10 protein-coding genes and 1 pseudogene are annotated in these 9,276 nt (G+C 64.1%); 2 read left to right on the top strand and 9 right to left on the bottom strand.

Features of this window, described 5'->3' with window-relative positions:
* Both AWB82_RS38045 and surE read right to left on the bottom strand, forming a co-directional pair.
* Positions 1–357 (bottom strand): annotated as a pseudogene (locus tag AWB82_RS38045) (protein-L-isoaspartate(D-aspartate) O-methyltransferase); the annotation flags it as partial.
* On the bottom strand, positions 327–1,085 hold the full coding sequence (gene surE / locus AWB82_RS23350) for a 5'/3'-nucleotidase SurE (protein WP_086971420.1): 759 nt from the start codon (positions 1,083–1,085) through the stop codon (positions 327–329). The gene surE and the pseudogene AWB82_RS38045, both read right to left, overlap by 31 nt.
* An 80-nt stretch (positions 1,086–1,165) precedes the next feature.
* Between surE and AWB82_RS23345 the strand changes: the two genes are divergently transcribed.
* Positions 1,166–2,140, top strand: a complete 975-nt coding sequence (locus AWB82_RS23345) for an NADPH:quinone oxidoreductase family protein (protein ID WP_086971418.1) — start codon at positions 1,166–1,168, stop codon at positions 2,138–2,140.
* Positions 2,141–2,188: 48 nt separating this feature from the next.
* The gene (locus AWB82_RS23340; RefSeq protein WP_086971416.1) at positions 2,189–3,175 is read left to right on the top strand and encodes a glycosyltransferase; all 987 of its coding nucleotides are present in this window, start codon (positions 2,189–2,191) and stop codon (positions 3,173–3,175) included.
* 6 nt (positions 3,176–3,181) lie between these two features.
* Here the strand turns inward: AWB82_RS23340 and AWB82_RS23335 are convergent, their stop codons facing one another.
* From AWB82_RS23335 to recR, 7 genes are all read right to left on the bottom strand, one after another.
* Positions 3,182–4,156 carry a glycosyltransferase family 9 protein gene (locus tag AWB82_RS23335; protein WP_086971414.1) on the bottom strand — a complete coding sequence of 325 codons (975 nt, stop codon included), beginning with the start codon at positions 4,154–4,156 and terminating at the stop codon, positions 3,182–3,184.
* Positions 4,157–4,408: 252 nt separating this feature from the next.
* Positions 4,409–5,233 carry an ABC transporter permease gene (locus tag AWB82_RS23330; protein ID WP_086971413.1) on the bottom strand — a complete coding sequence of 275 codons (825 nt, stop codon included), beginning with the start codon at positions 5,231–5,233 and terminating at the stop codon, positions 4,409–4,411.
* 12 nt (positions 5,234–5,245) lie between these two features.
* Positions 5,246–6,073, bottom strand: coding sequence for an ABC transporter ATP-binding protein (locus tag AWB82_RS23325; RefSeq protein ID WP_086971411.1), 828 nt, complete (start codon positions 6,071–6,073; stop codon positions 5,246–5,248).
* 3 nt (positions 6,074–6,076) lie between these two features.
* On the bottom strand, positions 6,077–7,114 hold the full coding sequence (locus AWB82_RS23320; protein WP_086971410.1) for an ABC transporter substrate-binding protein: 1,038 nt from the start codon (positions 7,112–7,114) through the stop codon (positions 6,077–6,079).
* 50 nt (positions 7,115–7,164) lie between these two features.
* Positions 7,165–8,370: a CaiB/BaiF CoA transferase family protein gene (locus AWB82_RS23315; protein WP_086971408.1), complete on the bottom strand. Its 1,206-nt coding sequence runs from the start codon at positions 8,368–8,370 to the stop codon at positions 7,165–7,167.
* A gap of 31 nt (positions 8,371–8,401) precedes the next feature.
* Entirely contained in the window at positions 8,402–8,626 is a 225-nt protein-coding gene (locus tag AWB82_RS23310; protein WP_086971444.1) for a DUF1653 domain-containing protein, read from the bottom strand.
* Positions 8,627–8,640: 14 nt separating this feature from the next.
* Positions 8,641–9,237, bottom strand: coding sequence for a recombination mediator RecR (gene recR / locus AWB82_RS23305; RefSeq protein ID WP_086971406.1), 597 nt, complete (start codon positions 9,235–9,237; stop codon positions 8,641–8,643).
* Between the last annotated feature and the right edge of the window lie 39 nt (positions 9,238–9,276).

Genomic DNA, 9,276 nt, shown 5'->3' with positions numbered 1-9,276 from the left:
CGGCGAATGAGTCGAATGATGCGTCTGCGCTGCACTCTTGCTCGCTGACGGAACCGGTTTCGCTGCGCCAATGGCAGTCTTCGCGCCCGAACGCGCGGGAAAAACGGATGTGGCCGGCTTCGCCGACGCCGCCGCCGTCGCGGGATTCTTCATCGTCGCGTTCGCCACGCGCGATGGTCCCGGCTTGGCTATCTGCGCGGGCGTGGACTTGAGCGCTGAAACGGCGGCTTGCTTGCCGCGCGAATCCTGCGCGCGCGTCGCGGGCTTGCGCGGCTCGCGAACCAGATCCGCGAGCGCCAGCGGAAAGCGCTTGGCGCGCTCGTCGCTCATGTGCGAGCGCTCCCGGCACGCGCCCATTCGCGCGTCTCGGCCATGAGCTTCGTATGAGTCAGATCGAGTTGCAGCGGCGTGATCGACACGAAGCCGTTCGCGACCGCATGGAAATCCGTGCCTTCGCTCGCGTCGAGCGCGTCGCCGGACGGGCCGATCCAGTAGATCGGGTTGCCGCGCGGATCGGACTGGCGGATCACGGGTTGCGAAGGATGACGCTTGCCGAGGCGCGTCACTTTCCATTCGCGCAACTGATCGTAAGGCAGGCTCGGGATGTTCACGTTCAGCAACGGATGGCCCGGCATCGGATGTTCAAGGAAATGCGCGACGATCTCGGCCGCGACGCGTGCAGCGTCGTCGAGATGGAGCCAGTCGCGGCCGACCAGCGAAAACGCGATCGCGGGAATGCCGAACATGAAGCCTTCGGTGGCGGCCGCCACCGTGCCCGAGTACAGCGTGTCCTCGCCGACGTTCTGCCCGTTGTTGATGCCCGACACGACGAGATCGGGCTGCTGTTCGAGCATGCCGGTGAGCGCGATGTGCACGGAATCGGTCGGCGTGCCGTTCACGAAGTTGAAACCGTTCGACGCCTGATGAACGCTCAAGGGCCGCGACAGCGTAAGCGAGTTGGATGAGCCGCTGCAGTTCTGCTCCGGCGCCATCACCGTCACTTCGCCGAGCGGCTGCAGGACATCGTGCAGCACGTTGATGCCGCGCGCCAGATAACCGTCGTCGTTGCTGAGTAGGATTCGCATCCGGCGATTGTAACCGAGGAAAGTGGCGCGACGACGACTCGAACTGCCATACACTGAGCCCAGTTCAATGAGGAGAAACCATGCGCGCCGTACGATGCAACGAACACGGACTGCCCGATACGCTTTCGATCGAAACGCTGCCCGACCTGCACGCGGAGCCAGGCGAAGTCGTCATCGACGTGAAAGCGGCGAGCGTGAATTTCCCCGACGTGCTTATCATCCAGAACAAATATCAGTTCAAGCCGCCGTTGCCGTTCACGCCCGGCGCGGAGTTCGCGGGCATCGTGCGCGAAGTCGGCGCGGGCGTCACGCACCTCGCGCCCGGCATGCGCGTGGCCGCCTATACCGCGCAAGGCGCTTTCGCCGAACAGGCGCGCGCGAAGGCTGCGGATTGCATCGTGTTGCCCGATGACGTCGATCTCGCCGACGCCGCCGCGTTCACGCTCGCCTACGGCACGTCGTATCACGCGCTCGTCGATCGCGGCGAACTCAAGGCAGGCGACACGCTGCTGGTGCTCGGCGCGGCCGGCGGCGTCGGCATTGCGGCGGTCCAGATCGGCAAGATCGTCGGCGCGCGCGTGATCGCCGCGGCATCGAGCGCGGAGAAGCTCGCGTTCTGCCGCGAGCATGGCGCCGACGAGGTCATCGATTACGCGAACGAAGACTTGCGCGAGCGCGTCAAGGCGCTGACGGGCGGCAACGGGCCGGATGTCATCTTCGATCCCGTCGGCGGCGCGTATGCGGAGCCCGCGTTTCGCAGCATCGGCTGGCGCGGCCGGTATCTCGTGGTCGGCTTCGCGAATGGCGAGATTCCGAAGCTGCCGCTCAATCTCGCGCTTTTGAAAGGCGCGAGCATCGTCGGCGTGTTCTGGGGCGGTCACATGCAGCGCGAGCACGCGCTCGCCGACCGGGAATTCGCGACGATGGTCGACTGGATCAAAGCGGGCAAGCTGCGTCCTGTCGTCACGAAACGTTATTCGCTCGACGAAACGCCGCAAGCGCTCGACGACATGATGAACCGGCGCGTGACGGGCAAGATCGTGATCGAGCCGTGATGCGCGCACTGCTACCATTGCGCGCTTTCACAAAATTTGCCAAGAGTCATGGCGAGCCAACGTCCCGACGTCAGCGTCATCGTGCCGGTCTACAACTGCGAGGCGTGGCTCGAAGCGCTGCTGCGCTCGGTGCTCGATCAGGAAGGCGTCGATCTCGAAGTCATCGCGATCTGTGACGGCGCGACGGACGGCAGTCTCGCCATGCTCGAATCGATGGCGGCGCGCGACGCGCGCATCCGTGTGGTGGCGCAGGAGAATCGCGGCGTATCGGCCACGCGCAATGTCGGGCTGACGCTCGCGCGCGGCGAGTGGATCGCGTTCGCCGACGGCGACGACTGGATGAAGCCCGGCGCATTGCGCACGTGGATCGGGCATGGCCGTCAGCATGAACTCGACGTCGTGATCGGCAACGGATTCAGCTTCGATGAACTGCCGCCGGCCGCCAATCCGCAACCGATGTACGAACGCCAGCCGTGGGGCGAAATCTGCGACGGCCGCGCGTGGCTCAAACGGACCGTGCCGAACGACGACTGGGTCGTCTGCGTGTGGCTGCAATGCGTGCGGCGCAATTTCGTCGCGAAACACGGCCTGCGTTTCGAGGAAGGCGTCGTGCACGAGGACATCATCTGGGCGTTGCAGCTCGGGCTTCACGCTGAGCGCGTCGGTTTTGTGCGCGAGCCGTTGTACGGTTATCGGCGCAATCCGGCATCGATCACGAACTCGCCGTCGCAGGCTGATGTCGCGCGCCGCGCGGCGGGTTATCTGCGAGTGATCGACGCGCTCGTGACCGCCGCGCGCGATCCACGAACCGACCGAAGTCTGAGCCGGATTTTGCTGCGCCAGGCCAACCGCGAGAGCGGACATCTGCTGCACGTGCTCAGGAAGCGCCTGAACGACGACGAACTGCGCAAGGCTTTCGCGCGGCAGTTTTTGCAGTCGGGCTATATCCGCGTGATGCTGAAGGGCGCGACCAATGCGAGCGAAGTGTGGCGCGCGCTTCGCTGCTGGCGCATTTACTCACGCTTCGCCACGTAGACCCGGTTAGAAGCGTCGCGATTGCGCGCCGGGGAGCATGCCGAGGCGCGTGGTTTGCATCGATTTGGCATCGGGGAGATCGGCTGTCGCGTGGTCGTGCACCGCGCGAGCATGCTTGCCGTGAAGCGTCTGAAACGCGGACGTGACACGCCGCACGGAAAGCAGGCGTTGCCACAACCGTTCGCGAAGCCCGCCGAAGGGCAGGAAGGACGGCGGCAACACGACCGCGCCCGGTCCCCAGCCCGGACGCCAGGAGCGTGCAAGGCCCTGGCGCATGAAAAGCGAGAGCGTCGGCACGCCGATGCAAGACGCGAGATGCCCGAGTCCCGAATCGTTGCCGATGAACCATGACGACTCGGCGATCCACGCGGCGACTTCGTTCAACTTCGGCAGCGCGTTGACCTCGCACCCTTCTTCCGCGATATCGCCCCAGACGCCGAACTCCGCCGGCGCGACGAGAAAGCTCGGCCGCAGCCTGCGACGGGTAAGCACACGCGAGAGCGCAAGAAATTTCTTGCGTCCCCACATCTTCTCGGGATGACTGCCAGTCGGATGAATGACCACACGATTGGCGAAGCGCCCTCGCATGACGCCGGCCGGCACGACGAGACCGTTCTCGCGCGTTACATCGGAGAGACCCAGCACGTTCTTCGCGATGTCGACGATACGGTCGACCATGTGCTTCGAGCCGCCGTATTCCGGCAGCGTGGCGAGACAGATCGTTTTACCCGAGCGGCTCAGCGTCGATGCGTAGTCGGTCGGACGAAGCTCGATCACCGTGTCGAACGCACCCCGCCAGGCGTCGCGCCGCCCTACGGTCACATGCGGAAACCAGTCGGCGAGTTGCTCCGCGACCCAGCCGAACACGACGGGACGATATCCATTACGGATGAGATTGTCGACGAGGACGAGCCCGATGAGGCTGTCACCGATCGGCGATGGCAACACCACCGCAATCGAATCGTCACTTCGCAGTTTCATTATTGGTCTCGCGGGATCGCCCGACAGACGCCGCGCAGATAGCGCGCATGGCTTCCGACCGGAGAGTATCACCCGACTTGCATTACGACTTGATGTGACCTCGGCGCCCATTCACCCCGAATCACGACGGGGCGCGTTGCAGACCGCCGTGCGACGCCTGTCCAGCGCAAATAATAGCGATGGCAGCGAAATCGTGCCATACCGGAGACTCCGAAAAATCGCTGGGACGTATTGTCGCGCACGGCCAGGCCGTCAGAGCTTCTCGGTCTCTCCGCTTTTCGGCTGCCACTTCATCAGCCGGCGCTCGACCAGCGCGACGAGACCGTCGAGCACCAGCGCGAATGCGGTCAGCACGAGAATCCCCGCGAACACCGTGTTGATATCGAAAGTGCCTTCGGCCTGCAGGATCAGATAACCGACGCCGCGCGCCGAACCGAGATATTCGCCGACCACCGAGCCGACGAATGCAAGCCCCACCGACGTATGCAGGCTGGAAAACACCCAGCTCGTCGCACTCGGCAGATACACGTGCCGCAGCAACTGCTTGCGATTCGCGCCGAGCATGCGCCCATTCGCGAGCACGACCGGGCTCACTTCCTTCACGCCCTGATACACGTTGAAGAACACGATAAAAAACACGAGCGTCACGCCGAGCGCGACTTTCGACCAGATGCCGAGGCCGAACCAGACCGCGAAGATCGGCGCGAGAATGACGCGCGGCATCGAGTTGGCGGCCTTGATGTAGGGATCGAGGAGCGCGCTCGTCATCGGCGCAAGCGCGAGCCAGAGGCCGACGCCCAGCCCGAGCACCGTGCCGATGACGAACGCCAGCACCGTTTCGATCAACGTCACCCACAGATGAATGTAGATCTCGCCGCCGGTGAACCACTCCCAGATGCGCACGAGCACCTTCTGCGGCTCGCCGAAGAAGAACGCGGCCTTGTTGGCGTCGTCGAAATAGAAAGGCGGCAGGAGCGTCGGGCTCGTCAGCACGTACCACAGCACGAAGCACGCGAGCAGCAACAGCCATTGCCACACGATGAGATTCGCTCGATTCGGGCGCAGCTTGTTCCACATGGTCGTATCGTCTTATTCGGCGGCCGGCTTCAGCTGCTGCTGATAGCCCTTCAACACTTCCTCGCGCAGCACGCCCCAGATCTGCGCGTGCAGTTCGACGAAGCGCGGATGTGAGCGGATCTCGGCGACGTCGCGCGGGCGCGGCAGATCGATCGCGAATTCACCGATCGGGTGCGTGCCCGGCCCCGCCGACAGCACGACGACGCGGTCGGACATCGAGATCGCCTCGTCGAGATCGTGCGTGATGAAGAGCACGGCCTTGCGCTTCGCGGCCCACAGGTCGAGCAGCTCGTTTTCCATCAGTTGACGCGTCTGGATGTCGAGCGCGGAGAACGGCTCGTCCATCAGGATGATGTCGGGATCGAGAATGAGCGTCTGCGCCATCGCGACGCGCTTTCTCATGCCGCCCGACAGTTGATGCGGATAACGATCGCCGAAGCCACCGAGGCCCACGCGCTTGAGCCATTCTTCGCCGCGCTTGTCGGCTTCGGCCTTCGGCACGCCCTGAAACACGAGGCCGGCCGTCACGTTGTCGAGCGCACTGCGCCACGGCATCAGGCCATCGGCCTGGAACATGTAGCCCGCGCGCCGGTTGATGCCCTTCAGATTTTCGCCAAAGACGCTCACCGTTCCCGACGAAGGTTCGAGCAGTCCCGCCGACACGTTGAGCAGCGTCGATTTCCCGCAGCCGGTCGGCCCGACCACGGACACGAACTCGCCCGGCGCGATCGCGAGGCTCGTATCGCGGACCGCGGTATATCGATCCTTTCGATTCCCGCGCGACGCGAACGTGCAGGTGACGTCCGCGAGCGCGAGAGCGTATTTCGATGACGACGACATCGATCAGACCTTGACGCTGGCGAGCGCCTTCTTGACGAAGTCGTTCGTCCAGGTCTTCGACAAGTCGATCGGCTTGCCCTTCACGGTTTCGTCGAAAGCCTGAAGCGTTTTGAGCGAGGTCGCGGGACCGTCCGCGGGCATCAGACCATCCGGCGACAAGGCTTCTTTCACGTGCTGCCACGAATCGAGATACAGCGCGCGGTCGCCGAGCAGATAGCTTTCCGGCACTGTCGAAATAAGGTCTTTGCCCGAGGCCGTCTGCAGCCACTTCAGCGCGCGTACCATCGCGTTGGTGAGCGCCTGCGTCGTGTTCGGATTCTTCGTGATGAAGCTCTGCGACGCGTACAGGCACCCCGCCGGCATGTTGCCGCCGAACACCTTGACGGTATCCGCGAGCGTGCGAGTGTCCGACACGATGCGGATATCGCCCGCGCGGTCGAGCTTGGTCATCACCGGATCGAGGTTGGCGATGGCGTCGATCTGGCCGGATTGCAGCGCGGCGATCGCGCCCGCACCCGCGCCGACGCCGATGAACGATACGTCGGTCGCCTTCAGCCCCGCCTGCGCGAGCACGAAGCTCGCCATGATCGAGGTCGAAGAGCCCGGCGCCGTCACGCCGATTTTCTTGCCCTTGAGATCGGCGACCGATTTGTAGTTCGGCATCGCCTTCTTCGACACGGCCAGCACGATCTGCGGCGCGCGTCCCTGCAGCACGAATTCGCGGAAGTACTGATTCTTCGCCTGCAGCAGCAGCGTGTGCTCGAACGCGCCGGACACGACATCGGCGCTGCCGCCGACCGCCGCCTGCAGCGCCTTCGCGCCGCCCGCAAAATCGGCGATCTCGATGTCGAGTCCTTCGTCCTTGAAGTAGTTGCGACGCTCCGCGATCGTGAGCGGCAGATAGTAGAAAAGATTCTTGCCGCCGACCGCGATGGATACCTTGCTCTGCTCCGGCTTGTTTTGCGCGAACGCGAGCGGCATGCCCGACATCGCCCCGCCCGCGAGCACGGCGCCGCTCGCGATGAACGTTCTGCGTTTCATCGTTGTCTGTCTCCTGGTTTTATCGTTGTCAGCGCTGTTCGGATTGAGGCTCAGATCACCTTGGCCGAACGCAGCCGCGCAATATCGTCGGCATCATACCCGAGCGTTTGAAGTACTTCATCCGTATGTTCACCGAGTTGCGGCCCGAGCCAGCGCGTTTCACCCGGCGTTTCCGAGAGCTTCGGCGTCACGTTCGGCAGCGTGATCTCGCGTCCGTCCTGCCACGGGAAACGCTGGAGCATATGCCGCGCGATGTATTGCGGATCGGTGAACATGTCGGCCACGCTGTAGATGCGCCCGGCCGGCACGTCGGCGGCGTTGAGCACGGCGAGCGCCTCGTCGATGCTGCGCGTCGAGAGCCACGCGGCGATGGCGTCGTCGATTTCCTGCGTGCGCGGCACGCGTCCGTCGTTCGACGCGAGCGCGGGATCGTCCGCGAGATCCGCGCGATCGATCGCGTTCATAAGGCGCTTGAAGATCGGATCGCTGTTGCCGCCAATCACGATGCTGCCGTCGCGGCAAGGGTACGTATTCGACGGCACGATGCCCGGCAGCGACGCGCCCGTGCGCTCGCGCACCATGCCGTACACGCCGTATTCCGGCACGACGCTTTCCATCATGTTGAAGACGGCTTCGTAGAGCGCGACATCGACGACCTGGCCTTTGCCGCCGTTCACTTGCCGATGATGCAGCGCCATCAGCGCGCCGATCACGCCGTGCAGCGCGGCGATCGAATCGCCAATCGAAATACCGATGCGCGGCGGCGGCAAATCCGGATAGCCGGTGATATGGCGCAAGCCGCCCATCGATTCCGCGATCGCGCCGAAGCCCGGACGATCGCGATACGGACCGGTTTGTCCGTAACCGGAGAGCCGCACCATCACGAGACCGGGATTTTCCGCGGACAGCACCTCATAACCGAGGCCGAGCTTTTCAAGCAGACCGGGCCGAAAATTCTCGACGACGATATCCGCTTCCCTGGCCAGACGGCGCACGATCTCCTTGCCCTCGTCGGCCTTGAGGTTGATCGTCACGGATTTCTTGTTGCGCGCCTGCACCGCCCACCAGAGCGACGTGCCGCCCACTTCCGGATAAAGCTTGCGCCACTTGCGCAACGGATCGCCGCCGTTCGGATCCTCGATCTTGATGACGTCGGCGCCGAATTCGCCCATGAAGCGCGCGGCGAACGGGCCAGCGATGAGCGTGCCCAGCTCCAGCACCTTGACGCCGGCGAGCGGTCCCGTCGTTGTGCTCATGGTCGTCTCCCGAATGTTTTTTATGTGGACTTCAGAGCGGAATGTCGAGCGGCTCGAAACGCGGCGTGCCGTCGGCGAGCGTCTCGTTGAACATCGCCGCCGGGCGCACCCACAAGCCGCGTTCGTGCGGCCATAGATGCTCGTAGACAATCATCGCTTCCTCGGTTTCCGAGTGCCGTGCAACGCCGATCACGCGATACAGGCCGCCCTTGTAGTGACGATGCGTCGCGAGCGCGAGAGCTTCGGTTTCTGTCATCGATTGGAGTCCTTTCATACGGAACGGCGATCGAGCATCGCGCGCGCGATCGTGCCCGCATCGACATATTCGAGTTCGCCGCCGACCGGCACGCCGCGCGCGAGCCGCGTGACTTTCAGTCCTTTCGACTTGAGCGTTTGCGCGAGATAGTGCGCGGTCGCCTCACCTTCGTTGGTGAAGTTGGTGGCGAGCACCACTTCCCGCACTTCGCCGTCGAGCGCGCGGCTGATGAGCCGCTCGAAGTGGATCTCCTTCGGCCCGATGCCGTCGAGCGGACTAAGGCGTCCCATCAGCACGAAATAGAGCCCGCGATACGTGAGCGTCTGTTCGAGCATGATCTGGTCGGCTGGCGTCTCGACGACGCACAGCAAGGCCGGATCGCGCTCTTCGTCGCGGCAGACTTCGCAGATTTGCGCTTCGGTGAAGGTGTTGCACTTCTCGCAGTGCTTCAGATGCCCGGTCGCGAAGAGCAGCGAATTGCCGAGCTTCTCGGCGCCCGCGCGGTCGTGCTGCATCAGGTGATACGCCATGCGCTGCGCCGACTTCGGTCCGACGCCGGGCAGCGCGCGCAGCGCTTCGACGAGCGCCGACAGAGCGGAAGGTTGTTTCATGTGTCCTCATGACGCGCCGAATCCGGTTCGGCGCGCGCG

The organism is Caballeronia glebae (genome assembly GCF_001545035.1).
In the GTDB taxonomy this organism is placed as follows: domain Bacteria; phylum Pseudomonadota; class Gammaproteobacteria; order Burkholderiales; family Burkholderiaceae; genus Caballeronia; species Caballeronia glebae.
Note: the sequence above shows the minus strand (reverse complement) of the source record. Positions and strands in the feature narration are given on the sequence as shown.

Bases quoted from the DNA above. Each gene is read 5' to 3' on its own strand.
- surE (WP_086971420.1), bottom strand. From the start codon at position 1,085: ATGCGAATCCTACTCAGCAACGACGACGGTTATCTGGCGCGCGGCATC.
- AWB82_RS23345 (WP_086971418.1), top strand. From the start codon at position 1,166: ATGCGCGCCGTACGATGCAACGAACACGGACTGCCCGATACGCTTTCG.
- AWB82_RS23340 (WP_086971416.1), top strand. From the start codon at position 2,189: ATGGCGAGCCAACGTCCCGACGTCAGCGTCATCGTGCCGGTCTACAAC.
- AWB82_RS23335 (WP_086971414.1), bottom strand. From the start codon at position 4,156: ATGAAACTGCGAAGTGACGATTCGATTGCGGTGGTGTTGCCATCGCCG.
- AWB82_RS23330 (WP_086971413.1), bottom strand. From the start codon at position 5,233: ATGTGGAACAAGCTGCGCCCGAATCGAGCGAATCTCATCGTGTGGCAA.
- AWB82_RS23325 (WP_086971411.1), bottom strand. From the start codon at position 6,073: ATGTCGTCGTCATCGAAATACGCTCTCGCGCTCGCGGACGTCACCTGC.
- AWB82_RS23320 (WP_086971410.1), bottom strand. From the start codon at position 7,114: ATGAAACGCAGAACGTTCATCGCGAGCGGCGCCGTGCTCGCGGGCGGG.
- AWB82_RS23315 (WP_086971408.1), bottom strand. From the start codon at position 8,370: ATGAGCACAACGACGGGACCGCTCGCCGGCGTCAAGGTGCTGGAGCTG.
- AWB82_RS23310 (WP_086971444.1), bottom strand. From the start codon at position 8,626: ATGACAGAAACCGAAGCTCTCGCGCTCGCGACGCATCGTCACTACAAG.
- recR (WP_086971406.1), bottom strand. From the start codon at position 9,237: ATGAAACAACCTTCCGCTCTGTCGGCGCTCGTCGAAGCGCTGCGCGCG.